This is a genomic window from Mariniflexile ostreae (assembly GCF_042427585.1).
Lineage (GTDB): Bacteria > Bacteroidota > Bacteroidia > Flavobacteriales > Flavobacteriaceae > Pseudalgibacter > Pseudalgibacter ostreae.
On record NZ_JBHMFC010000105.1, the window covers coordinates 1 to 24524 of the forward strand.

17 protein-coding genes and 1 riboswitch are annotated in these 24524 nt (G+C 35.1%); of the genes, 7 read left to right on the forward strand and 10 right to left on the reverse strand.

The window, feature by feature from the left end:
* Window positions 1–569, forward strand: a 569-nt coding sequence (locus ACFFU9_RS15455; RefSeq protein ID WP_379862386.1) for a transposase, incomplete at its 5' end; no start/stop codon positions are given.
* A gap of 209 nt (window positions 570–778) precedes the next feature.
* Here the strand turns inward: ACFFU9_RS15455 and glyA are convergent.
* From glyA to ACFFU9_RS15475, 4 genes are all read right to left on the reverse strand, one after another.
* Complete coding sequence (gene glyA, locus ACFFU9_RS15460; protein WP_379862387.1) at window positions 779–2050, reverse strand: serine hydroxymethyltransferase; 1272 nt, start codon at window positions 2048–2050, stop codon at window positions 779–781.
* A 239-nt stretch (window positions 2051–2289) separates the two neighbouring features.
* Complete coding sequence (locus tag ACFFU9_RS15465) at window positions 2290–3426, reverse strand: universal stress protein (protein WP_379862388.1); 1137 nt, start codon at window positions 3424–3426, stop codon at window positions 2290–2292.
* A gap of 76 nt (window positions 3427–3502) precedes the next feature.
* Window positions 3503–3970: a Dps family protein gene (locus tag ACFFU9_RS15470; RefSeq protein ID WP_379862389.1), complete on the reverse strand. Its 468-nt coding sequence runs from the start codon at window positions 3968–3970 to the stop codon at window positions 3503–3505.
* Between the two features lie 329 nt (window positions 3971–4299).
* Window positions 4300–5802, reverse strand: a complete 1503-nt coding sequence (locus tag ACFFU9_RS15475) for an aldehyde dehydrogenase family protein (protein ID WP_379862390.1) — start codon at window positions 5800–5802, stop codon at window positions 4300–4302.
* Window positions 5803–6240: 438 nt separating this feature from the next.
* Here ACFFU9_RS15475 and ACFFU9_RS15480 point away from each other — a divergent pair, with 438 nt between their 5' ends.
* Window positions 6241–7416, forward strand: coding sequence for a dicarboxylate/amino acid:cation symporter (locus ACFFU9_RS15480; RefSeq protein ID WP_379862391.1), 1176 nt, complete (start codon window positions 6241–6243; stop codon window positions 7414–7416).
* Window positions 7417–7530: 114 nt separating this feature from the next.
* On the opposite strand, the gene ACFFU9_RS15485 is transcribed toward ACFFU9_RS15480, so the two are convergent.
* The 5 genes from ACFFU9_RS15485 to glmM all read right to left on the reverse strand — a co-directional run bounded on the left by ACFFU9_RS15485 (window position 7531) and on the right by glmM (window position 15285).
* Entirely contained in the window at window positions 7531–8370 is an 840-nt protein-coding gene (locus ACFFU9_RS15485) for a helix-turn-helix domain-containing protein (protein WP_379862392.1), read from the reverse strand.
* A 224-nt stretch (window positions 8371–8594) separates the two neighbouring features.
* The gene (locus ACFFU9_RS15490) at window positions 8595–9899 is read right to left on the reverse strand and encodes a voltage-gated chloride channel family protein (protein ID WP_379862393.1); all 1305 of its coding nucleotides are present in this window, start codon (window positions 9897–9899) and stop codon (window positions 8595–8597) included.
* A gap of 39 nt (window positions 9900–9938) precedes the next feature.
* A riboswitch (Fluoride riboswitch) is annotated at window positions 9939–10003 on the reverse strand.
* A 264-nt stretch (window positions 10004–10267) separates the two neighbouring features.
* Window positions 10268–12415, reverse strand: a complete 2148-nt coding sequence (locus ACFFU9_RS15495) for a cation:proton antiporter domain-containing protein (protein WP_379862394.1) — start codon at window positions 12413–12415, stop codon at window positions 10268–10270.
* Between the two features lie 575 nt (window positions 12416–12990).
* The gene (locus tag ACFFU9_RS15500; RefSeq protein ID WP_379862395.1) at window positions 12991–13545 is read right to left on the reverse strand and encodes a hypothetical protein; all 555 of its coding nucleotides are present in this window, start codon (window positions 13543–13545) and stop codon (window positions 12991–12993) included.
* A gap of 351 nt (window positions 13546–13896) precedes the next feature.
* On the reverse strand, window positions 13897–15285 hold the full coding sequence (gene glmM / locus ACFFU9_RS15505) for a phosphoglucosamine mutase (protein WP_379862396.1): 1389 nt from the start codon (window positions 15283–15285) through the stop codon (window positions 13897–13899).
* Window positions 15286–15521: 236 nt separating this feature from the next.
* Here glmM and ACFFU9_RS15510 point away from each other — a divergent pair, with 236 nt between their 5' ends.
* Entirely contained in the window at window positions 15522–16118 is a 597-nt protein-coding gene (locus tag ACFFU9_RS15510) for an acyl carrier protein phosphodiesterase (RefSeq protein ID WP_379862397.1), read from the forward strand.
* A gap of 183 nt (window positions 16119–16301) precedes the next feature.
* On the forward strand, window positions 16302–17024 hold the full coding sequence (locus tag ACFFU9_RS15515) for a hypothetical protein (RefSeq protein ID WP_379862398.1): 723 nt from the start codon (window positions 16302–16304) through the stop codon (window positions 17022–17024).
* A 120-nt stretch (window positions 17025–17144) separates the two neighbouring features.
* Here the strand turns inward: ACFFU9_RS15515 and ACFFU9_RS15520 are convergent, their stop codons facing one another.
* Complete coding sequence (locus ACFFU9_RS15520; RefSeq protein ID WP_379862399.1) at window positions 17145–17669, reverse strand: DUF8685 domain-containing protein; 525 nt, start codon at window positions 17667–17669, stop codon at window positions 17145–17147.
* 231 nt (window positions 17670–17900) lie between these two features.
* Here ACFFU9_RS15520 and uvrA point away from each other — a divergent pair, with 231 nt between their 5' ends.
* The 3 genes from uvrA (at window position 17901) to ACFFU9_RS15535 (ending at window position 24448) form a co-directional block, all read left to right on the forward strand.
* Window positions 17901–20732 carry an excinuclease ABC subunit UvrA gene (uvrA, locus tag ACFFU9_RS15525; protein ID WP_379862400.1) on the forward strand — a complete coding sequence of 944 codons (2832 nt, stop codon included), beginning with the start codon at window positions 17901–17903 and terminating at the stop codon, window positions 20730–20732.
* A gap of 64 nt (window positions 20733–20796) precedes the next feature.
* Window positions 20797–21486 (forward strand): LOG family protein, encoded by a 690-nt coding sequence (locus tag ACFFU9_RS15530; protein ID WP_379862401.1) that lies wholly within the window; start codon window positions 20797–20799, stop codon window positions 21484–21486.
* 169 nt (window positions 21487–21655) lie between these two features.
* Window positions 21656–24448 (forward strand): gluzincin family metallopeptidase, encoded by a 2793-nt coding sequence (locus tag ACFFU9_RS15535; RefSeq protein ID WP_379862402.1) that lies wholly within the window; start codon window positions 21656–21658, stop codon window positions 24446–24448.
* Window positions 24449–24524: the final 76 nt, after the last annotated feature.

Here is a 24524-nt window from a genome sequence, read left to right on the forward strand (position 1 = left end):
AGTATTTATTGTTTACTCAAGGCGAAAAACCAAAAGGTAGAATAGTGAGTTTGAGTAAAGATTATTTACGTCCCATTGTTCGAGGAAAAGAGATAAAAGCAGTGAAATTTGGAGCAAAAGTAAACAAGCTTCAAATTGATGGGATCAACTTTATTCAGAAAATAAGTTTTGATAATTTTAATGAAGGTACCCAGTTTAAAAACACGATTTACAAAGCCCAAGGACTTACCGAAATAAAAGTAAAAATAGCCGGAGCAGATGCTATTTATGCCACTAACAAAAACAGGATTTTTGCTACAGGTAACACGATACAAACCGATTTTAAACCTAAAGGAAAACCCTCAAAACATCATCATCAACAAAAGAAATTAAAAGCGATGATTACCAAAGAGCGCGCATCGCGATTAGAAGGTAGTTTTGGAAAAGAAAAAGAACATTACCACCTAAAAAAAATTAAAGCAAAAACCAAAGCCACGGAAATACTTTGGATATTTTTTGGAATACACACGGCTAATTGCCTTGAAATTGGTAGAAGAATGCAACAGGGATCTTTAGAAAACGTAGCATAAATTTTTAAAAAACCAATAAAAAACATAGGATAATTGTGCCCTATTATGAGTGAGTTTTAAAAAAAACTTAAAGACTATCAAAAAAAGCAAAGAACCCACCTAATTCTTTGCTTTTTTTTTATTGTTATTAATCCATTAAGCCTTACTTCTGAAAGTGCCTAAAAAATCCCGCATATAGCGGGATTTTTGAACTTTAATATTCAATAAGCTTACACGAATAAAGGTTTCCCTTTCATCATGGCATTCGATTTAATTTTTATAGCTTCTAATACGGCTTCATCTTCGAAATTACAAATAACCTCATCAATCAAGTCGACAATAGCAATCATATCAGCCTCTTTTAATCCTCTGGTTGTAACAGCAGATGTACCTAGTCTAATTCCTGAAGTAACAAAAGGGGATTTATCATCAAAAGGCACCATATTTTTATTTACGGTAATATCGGCTTTTACCAATGCTTGTTCTGCGTCTTTACCTGATAGGTTTTTGTTTCGCAAATCGATTAACATGCAATGATTGTCCGTACCACCAGAAATAATCTGATAATTTTTATCGGTTAAGGCTTTTGCCATGGCTTTTGCATTTTTCTGTACCTGTAATTGGTAGTGTAAAAAATCATCGGTTAAAGCTTCACCAAAGGCAATTGCTTTCGCCGCGATAATGTGCTCTAAAGGACCACCCTGATTTCCTGGGAAAACAGCAGAATCCAATAATGAAGACATCTTTCTTAAAGAACCATTTTTTAATTTCAGTCCAAAAGGATTATCAAAATCCTGCCCCATCATGATCATACCACCACGAGGGCCTCTTAAGGTCTTATGTGTCGTTGTTGTTACTATATGGCAATGTGGTAAAGGATCGTTTAAAATGCCTTTAGCTATAAGTCCCGCAGGGTGTGAAATATCGGCCATCAATATTGCTCCTACGCTATCTGCGATAACCCTAAAACGTTCAAAATCTAAATCTCGCGAATATGCCGAAGCTCCTGCAATAATCATTTTTGGTTGTTCTTTGGTTGCAATTTCTTGAATCTTATCGTAATTTAAAACACCTGTTTCTTGTTCTACACCGTAAAATACAGGATCATAAAGTTTACCTGAAAAATTTACTGGCGACCCATGGGTTAAATGTCCTCCATGTGATAAATCAAAACCTAAAATTTTGTCTCCTGGTGTTAAGCAAGCATGGTATACCGCAGTATTGGCCTGACTCCCAGAATGGGGCTGAACATTCACATATTCGGCACCAAACAAAGCTTTTGCTCTATCGATGGCAATTTGCTCCACCTCATCTACTATCTCACAACCGCCGTAATAGCGTTTTCCGGGGTAGCCTTCAGCATATTTATTGGTTAAAACAGAACCTGCAGCTTCCATAACTTGGTCGCTTACAAAATTCTCTGAAGCAATCAATTCAATACCGTTTAATTGGCGTTCTTTTTCTGCTTCAATAAGTTCAAAAATTTGTTCGTCGCGTTGCATAACTATATATTCTGGATTAAGATTTGGCAAAAATAACAAATAGATTAGTTATTTGCACCATAAAAATAATATTTAGCCAGAAGTTTTACACGGTTTATAAACTATTTTCAAAAATAAAGTACAAGACTCTTCTTTTAAGTTTGTTCAATATTTCTTACTTAGCTTATCCTCTATCAAGTTATAACATAATTTACCCTTTGTTTAACCTAACCCAATAATTTCATGTATTAAGCATCAAATCAACGTTTTCTTTGGCTGCGTATCTCTTCTTCTATTCTTATATTATCAATACGCTTTAAAACATTATTGGCCATATCTTTATACTTTTTTTCATTATCCACATCTCCCAACTTTTTATAAACTTCTGCAACCCCTTTTAACGAAGGCATATGCATCACATTAATATTGAGGCATATTATATATTGATGGATAGCTTCCTTAAAAAAGCCTTTTTCAAAAAGTTGTTGAGCTAAAGCATAATGATTTTCAATGTCTTGTATTTTAGACTCTAGATCTAATGCCACGACATCTTCATTTTTTAAAGTAATGAACGAGCAGGGCACTTTTCTTACCACCTTTTCCGTAACGCTGCCCATTAAGATTTTACTAATACCAGACCTTCCTGTAGTACCCATAATTAGTAAATCTGAGTTGTTTTTCTCTATAGCATTCAGTATGATTTCAGAAGGATTCCCTCCCGCTATTTGCTTTTCTACATCAAGATCGATTAAATTGAATCCTTTTAAAAATGAGTTAAACGTTTCCTTAAGCTCTAAGTGCCTTAATTGGTTTATTTCGGATGGATCAAGATTCGAAAACGTCTGTGAAAAAGTGGAATACACACTCATAATAACAAGCTTCGCATTAAACATTCGAGACATTATAATGGCGCTATGCAAGGCTCGACTGGATTCTTTAGAGAAATCTACAGGGCATAAGATACTTTTAACATCTACAATTTGGTCGCTTTTTACAACAAATACGGGTGCATTGCTTTTTCTGATAATTTTTTCTGCGTTGCTGCCCAATTGAAAGGCATCATCTTTTAGTTTGTTACCAGAACCAACGATTATTAAATTGGCATGTAGTTGATCTGAAGCATTAATGATTTTATCAGAATAGTTGCCGTGTTCTAAAATTGAGGGGGCTACTTCAACACCTTCAGCAGTTAATCTATCAGTAACTTCTTTTAGTTTTGTGGTTGCCGCTTTCTCAACCAACAGGCTTACTTTTTCATTATTAATATCATCGGGCAAAACATGGACAATTGTAACCTTAGACTTAAATGTTTTAGCAAAATTTATGGCATTTTTTAAAACATTTTCTGAAGACTCCGTAAAGTCGATGGCAACCAAGATGTTTTTTATTAATTTCATGATCTGTCAATTTATTTGTTTTACAATCTGATATTTTTTTTCATTAAAGACCAAACATAGATGTTCAATTTAAGGATTATCTCAAATAAGAGTTCAGCATCCAAAGCGTTTTTTCTGTTTCAGAAATATAATCGCTCATTAAGCTTACTGTACCTTCATCATCAGCATCTGCTGCAAGCGATAGTATCAAACGTTCTTTTCTAATTAAAGTAGAGAAGTTTTTTACAACAATTTCTACACATTTTTTCCCATCAATAATGTTCTTTTCTTCAACAATTTCGGTCGTTTTAAGATAATCGGTATACGTATGCAACGGCTCTCCTTCCAAAGTTAAAATACGTTCTGCAATTTCATCAATTTTTGAAAAAGCGTCGTTATATAGTTCCTCAAACTTATTGTGGAGTTCAAAAAAATTCTCACCTTTAATATTCCAATGGAACCCTCTTAAGTTTTGATAAAAAATTTCATAATCTGCCAATAAGATATTTAACTCAATAACTAATTTTTTAGATTTTTCTCTGTCTATTCCTACTAAATTTTTCATGCCTTTTAATTATTTTATACCAAACATACGTGTATTTTTTGTGTTTACAGGTGATATATATCATATATTTATTAAGAAGTTAACGAAAAACAGGAGAAATATCGTACCATTCAAAATATTTAATATTTTTTTATGATTTTCTCATGTACTCTTCGTGTTCAAAACCAATAATATGCTGTTTTTTATTTAATCTTTAAAAATTTTATTAATTTAAAACCTTAATAAACAAACGCTTAAAAGAAACCATTTCCTCTGGTTGCCACTAATACAAAACCCCAGCATCGCCAGGGTTTTCATTTTTTTACTTGTCTTTTACTTCTGTCTGTTTATTAAAAGAATCCCATAGGTCTTTTATCGTAAGAAATCAACATATTTTTAACAACACGGTAATGATCTAACGCCATTTTATGGTTTTCTCGACCAAACCCCGATTCTTTTACACCACCAAATGGTGCGTGAGCAGGATAGGTGTTATACTGATTAACCCAGACCCTACCAGCATGAATGGCGCGAGGTACCTGAAATAATTCGTGAGCATCACGAGACCAAACACCAGCACCCAAACCATAAGGAGTATCGTTTGCAATTTCAATGGCTTCTTCTGTAGAGCTAAATGTTGTTAAAGCTGCCACTGGCCCAAAAATCTCTTCTTGGAACACACGCATTTTATTATTACCCTTTAACACGGTTGGCTGGATGTAATATCCTTCAGAAAGGTCACCTTCATAATTTCCGGCTCCACCACCAGACAGCACTTCGGCCCCTTCTTCTTTACCAATGTTAATGTAGTTAAGAATCTTATCGAACTGTGGTTTGGAAACCTGAGAACCAATCATTGTTTCTGGATCTAAAGGATTTCCTTTTACAACTAATTTTAAGCGCTCTTGCATCTTTTCAATAAAGAGATCTGCAATAGCTTCGTGCACTAAAATACGAGATGGTGTTGTACATATTTCACCTTGGTTAAGTGCGAACATTAACGCACCTTCAACAGCTTTGTTAAAAAAATCATCGTCGTGATCTGCAACAGAAGGAAAGAATATATTTGGAGATTTCCCACCTAGCTCCATCGTTACAGGAATAATATTTTCAGCTGCATTATGGTACACTTTACGACCTGTTTCTGTAGAACCCGTGAATGAAAGTTTAGCAATACGTGTAGACGTTGCCAAAGCCTGTCCGGCCTCTGCACCAAAACCAGTGACTATATTTAATACACCCGCAGGTAAAATATCGCCAATAAGTTCCATTAGCGCCATAACACTTGTAGGCGTTTGTTCTGCTGGTTTTACCACAGCTGTACAGCCTGCTGCTAATGCTGGAGCAATTTTCCAAGCCAACATTAACATGGGGAAATTCCAAGGGATAATTTCACCAACAACACCTATGGGCTCATTTAATACAATACTCAGTGTGTTTTTGTCGTGCTCTGAAATTGTTCCTTCATCTGCACGGATAACTCCTGCAAAATAACGGAAGTGATCAATACAATAAGGGATATCTGCTGCACGCGCCTCACGAATGGGTTTCCCATTATCAATGGTCTCTAACGTAGCTAAGTACTCCAGATTATCTTCCATTACCTGAGCTATCTTTAATAACGCATTACTACGCTCGGTTACTGAAGACCTGCTCCAAGTTGGAAATGCGTTGTGAGCTGCATCAAGGGCAAGATCGATATCTTCTTGAGTTGAACGCGCTGCTTGAGTAAACACTTTACCATCTACCGGAGATATGTTATCAAAGTACTGGCCTTTTACAGGAGCTACAAATTTACCTCCAATAAAATTCCCATACCGTTGTTTGAATTCGGGTTTTGTTACATTTGCCATAGTTATCTATTCTTTTAAATTATTAAATGCTACTTGCTAGAACAAGTGCCTATTAATTACTCTACAAATTTACGTTGGCATATCAGTTTTCTATTTATTGATATAGGTCAATAACTTATGAAATCAGTTCAATATGATACTTTAAAAAAAACACACCAGACGCTTATTACTAACATACAGCATGTTATGTGTTTTTATTTTTATTCAACACACGTATTGGTCCTATTAAATATTCTTCAACACAACACTGAAGTTTACTAAGCGTTAGAGTCCGTATCTAACCTTCTACCCTCTTTTATAAAATTAGGGCTTGTTTAAATCGAGTATCATGAAAAAAAACACCAGAAAAGAGACTTTATCCATATTGGCTGTATCTTAGCAGTCTTAAAATCAATCTTTACAAAAAAACCTCCTGTCGTTTAAGAATTAACATATATCATGAAGCAACTGTTTTCGAATTTACTATTTAAAGTTTTTCTTGCCATAGTTTTAGGTGTTGTTTTCGGACTCTATTTACCTGTAGCTGCAAACCGAATATTCATTACTTTTAATGCGTTTTTCGGACAATTTTTAAACTTCTCCATTCCATTAATAATAATGGGATTAATTATGCCAGCCATTTCTGGCTTAGGCAAAGATGCAGGAAGACTATTATTGTTTACCGCTGCAATAGCCTATAGTTCTACTCTTTTTTCGGGGTTTATGACCTATTTTACAACGTCTAATATTTTTCCACAGTTGCTAGAAACTCACATAAACCACACCCCACCAATTAGTGATTCCAATTCTGAAATAACGCCATATTTTAGTATCGGCATTCCACCTATATTAGATGTTATGAGCGCATTGGTATTAGCATTTGTTATTGGTTTAGGTCTCTCTTATCAAGAGAAGTCAGCTTTAAAATTGGTGGTTAAGGATTTTGAAAAGATTATTATGCAACTAATAGAAAAGGTTATTATACCCCTCTTACCTCTTTTCATTTTGGGCATATTTGTAAACATGTCTTTAACGGGTCAGGTATTTTCAATTCTTTCGGTATTTATAAGCATTATTGGAGTTATATTCGTGTTGCACATTTTATTATTAGTGTTACAATACACTATTGCAGGAGCCCTTACAAAGAAAAACCCTATAAAACTATTGGCCACCATGATGCCTGCTTACTTTACGGCCTTAGGGACCCAATCATCTGCTGCCACTATTCCAGTTACTTTAGAACAAACTTTAAAAAATGGAGTTTCAGAAAAAATCGCAGGCTTTGTAATTCCACTGTGTGCTACCATTCATTTATCTGGAAGCATCATGAAAATTACAGCTTGCGCTATGGCTTTAATGATTTTGCATGGACTCCCTTTTAATTTCACTCTTTTTGCTGGGTTTATTTTCGTATTAGGAATCGCCATGATTGCAGCACCAGGAGTTCCTGGAGGCGCGATTATGGCCGCTGTAGGGATTTTACAGTCTATGCTGGGGTTTAATGAAGAGATGATAGGCTTAATGATAGCTCTGTATATTGCCATGGATAGTTTTGGAACGGCATGCAATGTTACTGGAGATGGAGCTATTTCTTTAGTGGTGAATAAAATCACCAAAACGAAATCGACTCCTTAAACATTAAATTATAATACAGGAGCTTCAAGTATTATCTTGTATCCTTAGCTCTAGCCAGAGTAGATTTCTTTTACAGATTGGTAATGGGGATTGCTTTTTATTAACAACTAAAGGTTAATTGGAAATATCCGTAGGGCTTATTCCGAATTTATTCTTAAAAGCTATACTAAAGTTAGACAGGTTGTTGTAACCTACATCCAAATAAATATCAGACGCTTTCAATTCGCCCGCTTGCAACAATTCTTTAGCTTTCTGCAAGCGTTTATCCTGAAGCCATTTTCCAGGAGGCTCCTGATATTCATTTGTAAAATGACGCTTAAAAGTCGATAAACTCATATTGCATAAAAAGGCTATTTCTTCTAATTTTAGATTAGAATGTACATGGCTTTCTATAGTATTTTTAAATGGTGAAACTTCTTTTGAAATTAATGAATGCAAATAATACTCGAAATTAGAGCCATATTTATTTAGTAAATACAGCATGATTTCTTCGAATTTTAATCCTAAAAGGGCCTCGCTAAAATGCTGATCTATAAAAGTATCGGAAGATAATGAACTTATAAAAGCAGCAAGATAATCATCGTTTTCTATCACAAAACAAGGCATTCCATCTTGATGTGGTTTTACACTATTGGTGTATTTACTTAAAAAACCAATCAGCTTCTCTTCAGAAAAAAATAAGAGCTTACAATAGTAAATGGCTTCCGTATCTAATAACTCTGTCCAAAGCCAATTCCCTTTTTTAAGAAGTAAGGATTGGTCTTTATTTACAGCAACTGATGTACCCGCAAAATGCACTTGTTTTTTACCAACTTGTAAAAAACTGAACATATTCATCCCTAATTTGACCTTGCTTTTCACAACATCACTGGTCATTTTAAAATCATAAACAAATAAATCGGGATGCTTTTCTTGGTCTTTTATAAAATTTTCTGGTATGTTCTCTATAGCCATTTCGCTTTGTATTGAGTGGCTGATATATACATATGGCTTTATCGGAACTATGATGTTTATTTAAAGGAGAACAATGTTAACTCCCCTCCTAATACCAAAGCAACACCATTTACAGGTATGCTATAAAACAGCTAAAATATTATTTTATTAAAACTTCGTGTTAAACCATTAAGATTTTAACCTCTTGCAACACGTTTTTATATTCGACAAGAGATCCGTTACTTTCATTTTCGGGTTCTTTTGTTTTTAATTTCAGATAAAGGGCGCCCCTTCTCTCTCATAAATAAATTATGTTTTGGACTTCCTATTATTTGAGAGGAATAAACACCGGTATGGCCAGAAAACAAATAGGCTGTAGAACAGGCCAATGCAATAAAAACACCAGATTCTATTCCAAAAAGCTCAATCCCCATAACTGTACAGGCAATAGGTGTATTGGTTGCTCCTGCAAAAACAGCAACAAAGCCCATTCCTGCAAGTAAGCCCATGGGCAGAGGAATAAACCAAATTAATACATTACCTAAAGCAGCACCTATAAAAAACAAGGGGGTTACCTCGCCTCCTTTAAAACCAGCACCTAGTGTAAAGGATGTAAATAGAAGCTTTAAAATAAAATCGTAAGAATTAAGATCAACCCGAAACGCATCGACTATAGTAGGAATACCAAGACCTATATATTTTGTAGTTCCCATACTATATATGACAATGGCCAATATCGCTCCTCCAACAACAGGACGAAGTGGCGGGTATTTAATTTGCTTATTAAAAAGATTGCTCCAAAAATGGGTTGATTTAGAGAAAAGCATGGCTACAAGACCAAAAATAATTCCTGCCAATAAAGACCATAATAGATTTATAGGGGTCATGTCTGCCACAATAGGAATATGATATGGTGTATGGGCAACATTCCAGATGTCACAAAAATAATTAGCAAAAATCGCTGCCATAAAACTCGGTATAATCGCATCCAACCGTATTCTACCCAAAACCAATACTTCCAATGCAAAAATACCGCCTGCCAAGGGTGTTCCGAAAACAGAAGCAAATCCGGCACTAATACCTGCAATTAAAATAATTTTTCTATCGCGTTTTGATAATTTCAAAACCTTTGTAAACCGATCGGCAATGGCACCACCCATCTGTACCGCTGTTCCTTCCCGTCCGGCAGAGCCACCAAACAAATGGGTTAAAATAGTACCAAACAAAACGAGTGGCACCATTCTAAAAGGGATGATTTTTTTTGGTGTATGAAACTCTTCAAGCAGTAAATTGTTGCCTTTTACAACACTATGACCAAATACGTGGTATGATAAACCGATTATAAACCCTGCAACAGGCAATAAGGCTATAACCCATACATGCGATTCCCTCCAATTGGTCGCCCAATCTAAACTCAATAGAAAAAATGCTGAGATGCTGCCAACGATAACGCCCAATATCGAACAGATTAAAATCCATTTTAAGAGATATAATAAAGAAGGGATTTGTTCGAATGAGAATAGAAAACTTTTAATTTTATTTTTTTTCATATTACCTTAAATACATGATTCTACAGTGGCATTAAGCCCTTAAAGGTAGATGTCATCAGCTCCAAGCGGAACGGTTCAAGGCAGACCTCATTGCCGAATTTTGAAGTGCAAATATAAAGAAAAAAAACCTTTTATAAGGCTATATAAAGAAAATTGCTAAAACAGGATAGCATCTACTGTTAAAAGCATCCTATTTTAAGCTCTTACCCTTCTAATGCCAAGTTCTGTATTTAAAAAAAGCCTAACCCATAATGAAGCATGAAGCCATAAATCCTTTAGGACACTAATGAATCAGTATTTTTACTTAGACAAACCTAGTGTCTTTTCATTTCATATACCTTTTATCCAAATAATAAGAATCCTTAAATTTATTTTCGTTTAAAAAGTTCGGCAATGGTTTTTCTAATGTCGTCGAGTTTCTCAAGAGGCTCTATAAATGTTGGGTTTTTTAAGTCTATTTGTCCTGCATCCATAACACCAGATTGCATGGGGTATATTAAAATATAGCTTGTGTTTTTAAAATAGGCATTGAGATACGTAGGTATTTTACTCATGTTGTTATGATAAGAGGATTTATCCTTTCTGCTTAATACAATAATCAGGTTATCATTTTTATGAAAATCGCGTGCAAGAATCAAAAAATCGTTCCAATTATTAAAATCTTCAAATACACATGCAATAGGATGGTTGGTCTGGATTTCCTCCAAAAGCTTCAAAGTAGCTTTATTGGCATAAAACACCAATTGCGCACCAGAATTTCGAGCTATGTTCCATACTTTAATCAACCAAAATGGGAATCCTATCTCTTTTTCTGCATTTTCTGGAACAATTATAAGATGTCTTTTTATAGTAGTAAGAGGTTGTGCCGGTTTATAAATTAAAGTCGTGGTATTACATTTGGTTAAGATACCTTCTGTTAGATTTCCTAAAAAGGAACTTGAAATGCCTTTATTGATATGAAGTCCTAGAATTAAATCGGTGATATGGTGTTCTTTTGCGACACTTGTAATGCCATTCACGATGTTTAAATCGTAACGCAACAACTGGTGCAATACCGTATCGGTTGCCGAGGCTGTTACCGCTGCTTTATTTAATATTTTTTTAGCATTTTTATCTGAAGAACCGTCTAATTTATTATTATCGACAATGCTAAGCGCATACAGACCATCCTTATTTCGCTTGGACTTAATGGTTACACCCAAGTTAACAAGCTCATCTATAGTTTCACTATTACTAATGGGAATTAATATTTTTTCTTGATTCTCATACTCCTCATCATCGGTATCGGCACTTTCTAAAAGCGCAATGTTTTGGGCGCCTTTTTGGGCAACAAAAGAAGCAATGGTACAGGTTACCAGTATCATTAAAATAGTTCCATTTAAAACACTTTCATTTAACAAACGGATGGGGTCTCCAGAAGGCGTTTCTCCAATAATAATATTATACCCTACTAAAACGGCAGCTAATGTTGCTGCGGCCTGTGCGTTGCTCAAACCAAAAATTAACCTGCGCTCGTCCTTCGTAAATTTATAGGTTTTCTGTGTAAGCCAAGCCGCTATAAACTTGGCAGTTGTGGCCACAACAATCATTACGGTAGCGACTTTAATGGTTTCCAAGTCTTTAAAAAACACACGATAGTCAATAAGCATGCCTACCCCTATAAGAAAAAAAGGAATAAAAATGGCATTGCCCACAAACTCAATACGATTCATTAAGGGTGATGTGTGCGGAATCAACCTATTTAGTGCCAAACCCGACAAAAACGCTCCAATTATAGCTTCTATACCCGCTAATTCGGCAAGAACTGCACCTAAAAATACCATCACCAGTACAAAAATATACTGAGAGACATTATCGTCAAAACGTTTAAAAAACCATCTACCTATTATAGGAAACAGGAACATCACGATAAGTCCAAAAACAAGAATAGATCCAGACAACCTTACCCAAAACTCTGTATTCACTTCGCCCGTAGTCATGCCCACAATAACTGCTAAAACTAAAAGAGCCAAAGTATCTGTAATCATGGTGCCGCCTACTGTAATGTTTACAGCTCTATTTTTAGCAACGCCCAATTTACTCACTAAAGGGTATGCTATTAGGGTGTGCGACGCAAACATACTAGCCAACAAAACCGATGTAGCAATAGAAAATCCTAAAATATAAATCCCGGACAGGATTCCTAAAAGCATCGGAATCAAAAAAGTATATAAACCGAAAACCAAACTCTTTTTTCTGTTCTTTTTAAAATCGGCCAAATCGATTTCCAAACCCGCAAGAAACATGATATATAAAAGTCCTGCGGTTCCTGAAAGGATAATACTGCTGTCTCGTTCCATTAAATAAATGCCATTTGGCCCAATAACAGCGCCTGCAATAATAAGCCCAAGAAGATGTGGAATCTTTATTTTATTGAGGATAATGGGAGCAAATAATATAATAACCAATATTAAAAGGAATTTTAATATGGGATCCGTTAATGGCAAGGACGTTTCAAAAATATTTATGACCACCATTTTTTATCATTATTAAATTAAGTTTGTTGCTTTTTGAGCGTTTAGCTAATGTTTTGGCAAGAATAATACATACCTTTATTTTAAATCTTGAACTTCCTGTTTTCTATTTATTTAATTTTCCCATAACCTTCTTTACTTTTACAATATCTTCTTATTGAGTTGATTTACCTCCTCCCATTAAAGAGCCAATTGCGTTTCTTTCTTCTTGTTTAAAATAAACCCTGTAGTCTTTCACAAATTTATTGGTAATTTCTGAATTCTATTGTCAAAAAGTTCACCTATTTTTAATTTTTAAATTCTGACCAAAACCCTCGTCTTTACCTTAAAGTCTTTTCGTTTTTTTTTAGCTACGAAGTTACGTGTTTTAAGCACATAAAAACCAACTAGAATAGCCGCTAGGATTGTGGTAAACAGTCTAGATCAAATAATACATTACATATGGCTTAAGTTTTATTTCCACTACAACAGTTAATCTTAGTATTGGGTAAAAGCTTAAAGCAATAACGTCAAAATTTAATGAATAAAGATGTTGCTTTTTAGCTCAGTTATTTTTTAGTCACTGGCTTTATCTTCACTTAAGCTCTCTTCTTCTTGGCCAACTTGAGTATAGATTGTGCCATATCCTTACCGCTACCTAAAACCTTAACTGCTATATGGCCTGTATTCGGGATGGTGTTCATGACCAATTCTAGATTATCAAAAACACGATGGACATGTTCTTCATTTAATTGATCTAAATTAATGTCTTCTACAACCGTAATATGAGGCTCAAAACAAGGCATGCCATTTGAGAATAATTGATGTTTATATCCCACTTTTATAGACTTTTTATTTTTAAAAAGTGTGCTACTGTTTACTTCTTCTTTCCATGGGATAATTTGAATGGATAAACCTTTTTTAGTTTCAGCATCTAAAAACCCATTATTATAAGCCTCTCGTAAGGCTTCGTTTTTTTTATAAAGAAGCGTTTCTAGCTTATTGGTAAATTCCGTGTGCGCTTGTTCCAGCTTTTCATTGGAGGCTCTCAATATGTGTTCTGTACGCTTTTTAGATACCACATAAACAATGATGGAAATGATGATCCAAATTAATGAGGTAATTAAAACCGGTATTAAAATCGTACTGTCCATGGCATATTTGGTTTAATTAAGATGCTTTTTTCACTTCTGATTCATCTTCAACTTAGTTTTTAGACTAGACCGAAAAACCAGAATTAAAACTAAATATAAAAGCATATTTAAAGCTTTGATATTAATTTTAATTCTGGCGTTCCATCTGGTTTTTATTTTGAGTAAAACAATATCTAAACTTCAGCTTGTTTGATGCTTTCCTAAAACAATTTGGTTTCCTCTATTGTTTAAAATTAGCAACGCATCCCATGCGGCATTTATCGTAACATAAATGTCTTGTAATTGGTTTTATCAACCCACATAAAACTAATTTATAGAAGCATTTAAATTTCAATTACCAAAAGTATTATTTTAACCCTTTGCAATCGCTCCTATTTCTGCAATAAACTTATCTGCTAAGCCATCTGCTTCTGTTTGCGATTTTGCTTCTGTATAAATTCTAATAATAGGTTCTGTATTGCTTTTACGCAAATGCGCCCAACTTTCAGGGAAATCTATTTTAACGCCATCAATAGTCGTCAATTGTTCTTCTTGATAACGGTTTTCTATGGTTTTTAAAATTCCATCCACATCCAATCCTGGTGTTAATTCAATTTTCTTTTTACTCATAAAGTAATCAGGATAGGTTTTTCTAAGGGCACTAACGCTCATTTTCTTATCTGCCAATAAGCTCAAAAACAAAGCCACACCCACTAAAGCGTCACGTCCGTAATGCGATTCTGGATAAATAATACCACCATTACCTTCGCCACCAATTACCACCTGGTTCTTTTTCATTAATGCCACAACATTCACTTCGCCCACTGCACTGGCCTCATAAGTACCTCCATGTTTTTCGGTAATATCACGTAGCGCTCTAGTAGAACTCATATTGCTAACTGTATTTCCGGGCGTTCTGCTAAGCACATAATCGGCACAAGCTACCAAAGTATATTCTTCGCCAAACATATCTCCGTTTTCATCCATAAAAGCCAAGCGATCCACATCGGGATCGACCACGATACCAAAGTCTGCTCCATGTTTTTTTACTTCATTAGACAAATCGCCCAAATGTTCTTTTAAAGGCTCTGGGTTGTGTGGAAAATGACCGTTTGGTTCACAGTACAACTTAATAACATCTACGCCCAAGCGCTCCAATAATAAAGGAATGGCAATACCACCAGTAGAATTTACACCATCTACCACTACTGTAAACCCAGCTTTTTTAATAGCTTTTGCATTTACCAATTTTAAATCCAGCACGTGATCGATATGCAAATCGATATAAGCATCGTTTATTGTAATCTTACCAAGGCTGTCCACATCGGCAAACTCCATTTGGTCGCTTTCTGCAATTTCAAGAATTTTAGCACCTTCAGCAGCATCCAAAAACTCTCCTTTAGCATTTAGTAATTTTAAAGCGTTCCATTGCTTTGGGTTGTGGCTAGCCGTTAAAATAATACCGCCATCGGCATGTTCTAACGGTACGGCTATTTCTACAGTGGGTGTTGTAGAAAGCCCCACATCAACCACATCAATTCCTAAGCCCACCAAGGTATTCATTACTAAATTCTGGATCATTTCACCAGAAATACGGGCATCTCTCCCTACTACCACTTTATGCTTATCTTTATTACGTTGCTGTTTTAACCACACCCCATAAGCCGATGCAAATTTAACCGCATCTATAGGAGTTAAGTTTTCGCCAACGGTTCCGCCAATAGTTCCTCTAATTCCTGAAATTGATTTTATAAGTGTCATAAATTTATTTTAATTTTATTGCGTTGCGTATTTTTTATTTCATTATTAATCATGATGAAAGTGTTAAAATTATGTTTTAAAATCAAGTAAGCCTCTAAAATACATATCCTTATATTTTAAAATTAAGAGAAGCACACTCCCTTTTAGGTTACAGGTTTAAAAACCTTACATCATAACGGCACAAATATAGTATTTCAAATTCGTAATTCTTTGATCGTAATTTGTAAATTACGCCAATGAACTACCTTGCCCACATATTTCTCTCTGGAGACAACGAATTAGTGACTATTGGCAATTTTATGGCCGATGGTATTAAAGGAAAAAATTATAAAAATTACCCAAAAGACATACAAACCGGTATTTTATTACATAGAAATATCGACACTTTTACCGATGCGCATCAAACCGTAAGACTAAGCACCAAGCGTTTGCATAAAAAGTACAGCCATTATTCGGGAGTGATCGTAGACATTCTTTACGACCATTTTTTAGCTAAGAATTGGAGCCGTTATTGCGAAATTCCGTTAGAAGTATATGTCGCTGATTTTTATGAGGCTTTAAAAACAAATATTGATGTCTTGCCATTACGGATTCAAAAAATGATGCCCTATATGATTGCCGATAATTGGCTGCTAAGCTATGCATCTATTGAAGGGATTTCCAAAATTTTGGTTGGTATGAACCATCGGACTAAAAACCGTTCGAGCATGAACGAAGCCATAATTGAACTAAAAGCCTTTTATACAGAATTTGAAGCGGAGTTTTCAGATTTCTTTGATGAATTGATTGTCTTTTCAAAAGAGAAATTATTAGAGCTTTCGAAAGAAGAATAAATAGCCCCATACTACATAAAAATCCTGTTTTTTAATTAAGGATCTGGGTTAATAGGGAAATAGTTAGCACAGACACCACTCATCCTTAGGATTGTACACTTGTCGGTTTTAGTTTTATTTATTTTATTAAACCAATCCTATTTAATAACTTGGCATTTAATATACTGAAAAAAAAAAGGGTTTATGTCGAAAAAATTAAAGAAAACCATTAAAATTATCGCTGGGATCGTTGTGTTTTTAACCCTACCCAGTGTGTTGCTTTTTGGCTTTGTATATTTTAAATATAACGAAGATCTTCCTGTTGGAACATCTGGTGAGCAGGCTGATAGTTTAGCACAAAGTATGTTAGAGTCTTTGGACTATGAGGCTTATAAAAACACCAATTATTTGGAATGGACCTTTAAAAATAGAAGGCATTACAAATGGCATAAAAATAAAAACACATGTACAGTATATTGGAAGGATTATAAAGCAACTTTAGATTTAAATAACCATAAAGAAAGTAAAGCTTATGTCCATAACTTTAAAGCAGAAGGCCAAAAAAGAATTGAACTTATCGATACTGCACTAGAGTATTTTAACAACGATTCGTTTTGGGTGGTTGCACCGTATAAAATTTTCGATTCAGGTGTAAAGCGTACTCTAGTTAAAGATAATTACGGTAATGATGCGCTATTGGTTACCTATACCCAAGGCGGCACAACACCTGGCGACTCTTATTTGTGGCAATTTGATACAAACGGTAGGCCGAAAAGCTTTAAAATGTGGGTATCCATATTACCCATTGGTGGCTTAGAAGCCTCTTGGAACGATTGGGAAACCACCGAAAGCGGTGCATGGCTCCCCACCCTCCATAGGTTTCTTTTTATGGGCTTGCAAATTAGCCATATTAAAGGAACGGAATAGGGTATATACCTCCTTTAAAAGTACATTAAAACCACGCCTTCCCCCTTAACTTACTGTCTTTTAAATTTAGAATCACTAATTATTTAAAACCATAAAACTCATACATAAATCTTCAAAAAATCACTTGGCTTTTTGCCCAACAAACTGTTGGCTCTTCGATTTAAATAAAATATTAAAACTGGTTAAGCTCCCATAACTTCTAGTAATATATTGTTGTAAATCATTTTTGCCAAGTTCATCCAGCGCACTGGCATTGATACGCTGTTCCAAAACACGTAACCGGTCGCGCACCATCGTGATTTTATGGAAAAAAGTATCAATAGGCAATTCATACGATTTTAAACTGGTGTCGTTAGGTTCTAAAATAAGCTTTCCGCCCTTGTACTTGTCCGCAATCGGCACTATTTCGCTCACATCGCTCCATTTTTTAAGAATTTGTACCAGACTGCTTTCTATTTCAGAAAAACTAACGGTATCTACATCGCCATCTGCAGCTTCAATAATTTCAAATGCACTATCCAAATCAATAGTTTCCAATCCGTTTTCAATAAATGTTACCCAATAATGCTGGGAAGTTACGTTGGTAACCACTCCTTTTCCGTATTCCGAATGGTCTATTCTAGAGCCTATGCCGAGTATTTTCATATGTATCAATCCTGCGAAAGCAGAAAGTTAGTATTCATTAAACAATTAATTTTAAATTTATAATCGAAATGTTTTATAAAATGAGAAAGTACACCTTTCCAAAAACATCCGATACTTTATAAATGTGTTACAATAATAATAAATACTAAATAAATCTTCACAAAAAATTAGCAACTAAAATCGTAACTTTGCTACTTTGTCTTAACAGACAGGCAGATTTGCAATTTATCTATGAGCGATTTTGAAGATTTTATTGAAGTTAAAGGCGCACGCGTCCATAATTTAAAGAATATTGATGTATCCATACCACGGGAAAAATTAGTGGTGATAACAGGCTTATCGGGCAGCGGTAAATCCTCTTTAGCATTTGATACCATTTATGCCGAAGGACAGCGTCGCTATATAGAAACGTTTTCGGCATATGCTAGACAATTTTTAGGAGGCTTAGAGCGTCCCGATGTCGATAAAATTGACGGCCTCTCCCCTGTTATTGCTATTGAACAGAAAACGACGAGCAAATCGCCGCGATCTACTGTAGGAACTATTACCGAAATTTACGATTTTTTACGTCTATTATTTGCTAGAGCCAGTGATGCTTATAGCTATAATACAGGCGAAAAAATGGTAAGTTATAATGACGAGCAGATAAAGGAACTGATTGTTAGTGATTTTAAAGGAAAACGCATTAACATTTTAGCACCCGTTGTACGATCTAGAAAAGGCCATTATCGAGAATTGTTTGAGCAAATCGCTAAACAAGGCTTTGTAAAAGTTAGAACAGATGGCGCTATCCAAGACCTTAAAAAAGGCATGAAGTTGGATCGCTACAAAACCCACGATATCGAAATTGTTATCGATAGATTGGTTATTGATGGTTCTGCAGATAACGACAAACGCCTTACAGAAACCATCAATACCGCTATGTACCATGGCGAAGATATTTTAATGGTGCTAGACCAAGACACTAACGAGGCCCGTTATTTTAGTAGAAATTTAATGTGCCCGGCTTCGGGGATTTCATATCCAAACCCCGAGCCCAATAACTTTTCCTTTAACTCCCCAAAGGGCGCTTGCGATACCTGTAATGGTATTGGCAGTTTATATCAGGTAAACGAAAAGAAAATTATTCCAGACGATTCCTTATCCATAAAAGCTGGAGCATTGGCCCCTCATGGCCCTGCAAAAAACAGTTGGATTTTTAAGCAGTTTGAAACCATTGCACAACGCTTTGACTTTAAATTGACCGATCCTTATAAGGATATCCCTGAAGCCGCCAAACAGATGATTCTATACGGTGGAAACGAGAAATTCTCCATAGAAAGTAAAATACTGGGCGTAACACGCGATTATAAAATCGATTTTGAGGGCGTTGCGCACTTTATTGAAAACCAATATAACACCGCAGAATCTGCTTCCTTAAAGCGCTGGGCAAAAGACTATATGGATAAGGTTGCCTGCCCTGTTTGCGAAGGGTCTCGTTTAAAAAAAGAGTCTCTGTACTTCAAAATCCATGAAAAGAATATTGCCCAACTGGCAAATACCGATATCGTAGAATTATCGGAATGGTTTGCCAATTTGAATACCCATCTTTCAGAAAAACAATTAAAAATTGCTGAAGAGGTTATAAAAGAGATAAAAACCAGATTACAATTCCTTTTAGATGTAGGCTTGGATTACCTTTCCTTAAACAGAAGCTCGAAGTCCCTTTCGGGTGGCGAGGCACAGCGTATTCGTTTGGCCACCCAAATAGGTTCGCAATTGGTGGGTGTTTTATATATTCTAGACGAACCCAGTATTGGCTTACACCAACGTGATAACGAGAAATTAATAAACTCGCTTGTTGCACTTCGCGACCTCGGAAACTCTATTATTGTAGTGGAGCATGATAAGGATATGATTGAGCGTGCCGATTATGTTATCGATATTGGACCTAAAGCAGGCAAATATGGTGGTGAAATTATTAGTGTGGGTACTCCAAATGAATTAAAAACCCACGATACACTTACGGCCGCATATCTAAATGGTACAAAAAAAATAGAAATCCCAGAACAGCGACGTGAAGGCAATGGTAAATTCTTAGAGCTAAAAGGCTGTACAGGAAACAACCTTAAAAATGTATCGGTAAAACTTCCTTTAGGAAAAATGATTGGTATTACGGGGGTTTCCGGTAGTGGAAAATCTACTTTAATCAATGAAACCCTCTACCCTATTTTAAACGCGTATTATTTTAATGGCGTAAAAAAACCGATGCCCTATAAAAGCATTAAGGGCTTAGAGCATATCGATAAAGTAATAGACATTAACCAATCGCCTATTGGCAGAACTCCTAGAAGCAATCCTGCCACCTATACGGGTACCTTTGGGGAAATTAGGGCTTTATTTGCAAAGATACCAGAAGCTATGATACGTGGCTATAAAGCTGGAAGATTCAGTTTTAATGTAAAGGGCGGACGCTGTGAAACGTGTCAGGGCGGAGGTTTACGAGTTATAGAAATGAACTTTCTCCCAGATGTGTATGTTGAATGTGAAACCTGCCAAGGCAAACGTTTTAACCGTGAAACCTTAGAAATCCGTTACAAGGGAAAATCTATTAGCGATGTCTTGAACATGACCATGAATGAAGCTGTAGACTTTTTTGAACACATCCCGAAAATCCATAAAAAACTTAAAACCATTAAAGATGTCGGTTTAGGCTATATTACTTTAGGGCAGCAAAGTACAACACTTTCTGGCGGCGAAGCACAGCGTATAAAATTGGCAACCGAGTTAAGCAAACGCGATACCGGAAATACATTTTATATTCTGGACGAGCCTACCACGGGTCTACATTTTGAAGATATCCGTGTGCTTATGGTAGTTCTCAATAAATTAGCAGATAAAGGCAATACGGTTCTCATTATAGAACACAATCTAGATGTTATTAAAACAGTAGATTATATTATCGACATTGGCTACGAAGGTGGTAAAGGGGGGGGGAACATTATTGTAGAAGGTACACCAGAAGAAGTTGCTAAGCATAAAAAAAGCTATACGGCGAAATTCCTGAAAAAAGAACTGATGTAAAACACGGGCAACTTATATGCACATGCCCACAAGTATTACGTATAAAATATTAAAGATTTAGAACATGAGAAAAGAACAACATAGTAAGTATTGGAATGAAATAAAAACAAACGATTCTTGGGCCATTTTTAAAATTATGGGCGAATTTGTAAATGGTTACGAGAAACTCAGCAAAATAGGGCCTTGCGTATCCATATTTGGATCGGCAAGAACAAAACCGGACAATCCCTATTATCTTCTTGCAGAAAGCATTGCCAAGCGTATAGTAGAATCCGGTTATGGCATTATTACAGGCGGTGGCCCTGGCATTATGGAGGCGGGCAATAAAGGGGCTCATTTAGGCGGTGGCACTTCGGTAGGATTAAACATCGACCTTCCTTTTGAACAGCACGACAATCCGTATATCGATCCTGATAAAAGTCTGGATTTCGACTATTTTTTTGTTAGAAAAGTTATGTTCGTTAAATACTCCCAAGGTTTTGTTGTAATGCCTGGCGGCTTTGGTACTTTAGATGAGCTGTTTGAAGCCATTACCTTAATACAAACCCATAAAATCGAAAAATTCCCGATTATATTAGTCGGTACAGAATTTTGGGAAGACCTCTTGTCATGGATAAAAAAAATACTTTTGGATAAGTTTGTCAGCATTAGTACAGAAGATTTAGACCTTGTACATTTGGTAGACACGCCAGAAGAAGTGATTACCATATTGGATAATTTCTATAAAGAATCTGGTTTAAGCCCTAACTTTTAAAATGGTTCGATAAGCGTTTAGTTAAAGTGCTTAATATACTAATCATATAAAAAATTATTTTTTAAATATGAATTTGTTATATTGCCATCACTTACATTTAATATGGATTTTAAAATGGTATCAGAATAATTTGAGTATTCGTTTTTGTTACATACTCGTACTCCTTTTAATGAGTATGATTAGCTTTGGTCAGAACACCATAGATATAAAAGCTAAATTTGATATTGAAAAAAATCAAATATCAATTTCTCAAACCATACGATATCACAATACCACATCCGATACACTTAAAAGTGTTTATTTAAACGATTGGAACCATAGTTATTCTTCAAAAAAAACACCCTTAGCCAAAAGGCTAACGGATGAGTATAAAACGGCTTTCCATTTTGCTAAGGAAGAAGAGCGAGGTTTTACAACACTCATTTCACTTAAGCAATTTGATAAAAACCTTAGTTTTGAACGCTTAAAAAATAACCCAGATGTTATTAAAGTCATATTAAAAGACGTCTTACAGCCCCATACCTCTTATACACTTGAGCTCGATTACTTAATTAAAGTACCCCGCGATAAATTTACGAACTACGGCGCCGCTACAAATGGAGATTTAAATTTGAGATATTGGTATATTACACCTGCTGTTTATGATGGAGAATGGCAGTATTACAGTAATAAAAACTTGGATGACTTATTTATCCCTAAAGCCGATATTACTATAAAAGCTGAATTTCCTAAAAACTATCATCTTACCTCCGAATTAAACAGGGTTAGCAACACGGAAACCCCTACAAATAAAACAGTTACGTTAGAAGGAAAAGATAGAGTATCCAGTAAACTGTTTTTAAATAAGGAATCCAAATTCACCGCCATCCAAAATGATAGCCTTGCTATTATTTCCGATATTGAAGAAAAAAACTTGGAACTATTGGAGAAAATCCTCATTACAGAAAAAATCACCAAATTCTTAAGTGATAATTTAGGGGCTTATCCACATGAAAGCTTAGTTCTAGCACAGTTAGAGGCTTCAAAAAATCCTGTATATGGGCTAAATTTTCTACCTAAATTTTTAAAAACCTATTCCACTAGTTTTCAATATGAACTAAAAATATTAAAAGTAACACTTCAAAATTACCTAGAAAACACATTGCTTATCAACCCCAGAAAAGACCAATGGCTTTTTGACGGTATCCAAGTGTATTTTTTAATGAAGTATGTGGAGCTCTATTATCCAGATTTGAAGTTTTTAGGTTCCATGTCCAATATTTGGGGCATACGGTCGTTCCATGCAGCTAGCTTAAAGTACAACGACAAGTATATTTTAGCCTATATGCTTATGGCCCGAACCAATAGAGACCAAATTTTGTCTATGCCAAAAGATTCTTTATTGAAGTTTAATGAGAATATTGGTAATAAATATAAAGCTGGAATCGGTTTTCAGTATTTAGACGACTTTATAAATGCAGATGTTTTAGAAGTCACCATCAAATCGTTTTTAAAAGCATACAAACTCAAACCAACCTCTCCAAAGGCCTTTGAAACCTATCTTAAAGCACAAACACCTAAAGATATTGATTGGTTCTTTAAAGATTACATAAATTCAAGAAGTAAAATTGATTTTAAAATAAAAAACGTTTCTAAAACCCAAGACTCTGTTACGCTTACCATAAAAAACAAGCGCCATAACAGTATGCCTATATCGCTTTATACGCTTAAAAACGACAGTGTTATTTCCAAAATCTGGGTAGAAAACATTATAGGAAATAAAACGCTTACCATCCCCCGAAACCATGCCAACAAGCTGGTTTTAAATTATAACAATGTGATTCCCGAAAACAACCTTAGAGACAATTGGAAATCATTAAAAGGGTTCTTTTTTAACAACAAACCTTTACAGTTTCGGCTTTTTAAAGATATTGAAGATCCCTATTACAACCAAGTGTTCTTTATGCCTATTTTAGAGTTCAATAACATCTACGATGGTATCGATATTGGTATTAGAACCTATAATAAAACCATTTTACGAAAACACTTTACCTACAGCCTCGAACCACAATACTCTCTAAAATCAAAATCTTTAACAGGTGGCGCATCTTTTTCTGTCAATCATTTTATCGAAAACAAAAACTTATATGCCATTAGGTATGGGCTATCGGGAAGCTATAAATCGTACGCCAAAGATTTATTTGTTAGGCAAGTATCGCCATTCGTAAACTTTTCATTTAGAGAAGACGATAATTTTCGATCCAATAAAAGAGATGTGCTAACGGTACGTTATGTGGATATTAAAAGAGATGATGATGTTCTCAATATATCAAACTCCACAAAGCCCAATTACAGTATATTTAATGTAAAGTATCTAAAATCCAATAATAATTTAATTACCCATAATCAATGGGATACGGATCTTGAAATTGGAAAAACATTTTCAAAAATTGCCCTGAACTATGAATATAGAAAACTTTTTGAAAGTAACCGCCAACTGAATTTACGTTTTTTTACTGGTGCTTTTTTATATAACAAAACACCTCTAGAAACAAATTATTTTAGTTTTGCACTAGACCGGCCTACAGATTATTTATTTGAATATAATTATTTAGGGCGTTCGGAAGCCAGCGGAATCTTTAGTCAACAGTATATTGATGCTGAGGGAGGTTTTAAATCAAAGCTCGACACTCCATTTGCAAACCAATGGATTACAACGCTAAATAGCAGTACAACCTTATGGAAATATGTTTTGGTTTATGGAGATATTGGATTGGTGAAAAACAAATTTAACAGTGCCAAATTAGTTTATGATTCTGGAATTCGCATCAACTTAGTTACAGATTATTTTGAAGTATATTTCCCCATATACTCTAATTTAGGCTGGGAAGTAGGCCAACCGCGCTACGATGAAAAAATTAGATTTAAATTCACGTTAGACCCGCAATCGTTATTAGGCTTATTTAGAAGACGTTGGTACTAAATTAGTTCTTTTTTTTATTTAATTCCCTTTCAAAACAGATCTTCAGCTCTCATGGCAGTAAAACCGAATTCATCTG